The sequence below is a fragment of the Pantoea sp. 18069 genome, assembly GCF_902706035.1.
Taxonomy (GTDB): Bacteria; Pseudomonadota; Gammaproteobacteria; order Burkholderiales; family Burkholderiaceae_C; genus Comamonas.
On the sequence record NZ_CACSJA010000138.1, the window covers coordinates 1 to 405 of the forward strand.

Here is a 405-nt window from a genome sequence, read left to right on the forward strand (position 1 = left end):
GTGATCGCCCGCACGGACGACGCCTTCCTGGACGCCCAGGGGGTGACCAAGGGCGCGATGCAGCTGATCGACGAGGAGCGCGCGGAGGCCCTGTTCGCCGCGATGGGCCCGGCCACGATCGTCTCGGGCGGCTCGGGGGCCAACACCGCGGTGGGCGCGGCCCTGCTCGGCGCCAAGACCGGCTTCGTCGGCAAAGTTCGGAACGATGAGCTCGGCGGCCTGTTCGGCCACGACCTCAAGGCCACGGGCGTCGGCTTCACGGTTCCGCCGGCGACCGAGGGGCCGGCCACGGCCCGCTGCTTCGTGCTGGTGACGCCCGACGGCGAGCGCACGATGAGCACCTATCTCGGCGCCTGCCAGGGGCTGAAGCCCGAGGACGTGGACCGGGCGCTCGTTGCCTCGGCC

The 405-nt window shown here is 73.3% G+C and carries 1 protein-coding gene; it reads left to right on the forward strand.

Going from position 1 to position 405, the window contains the following annotated elements; genetic code table 11:
* The coding region (locus GVL12_RS25915) for a PfkB family carbohydrate kinase (protein ID WP_235033993.1) at positions 1-405 on the forward strand (405 nt) is incomplete at both ends.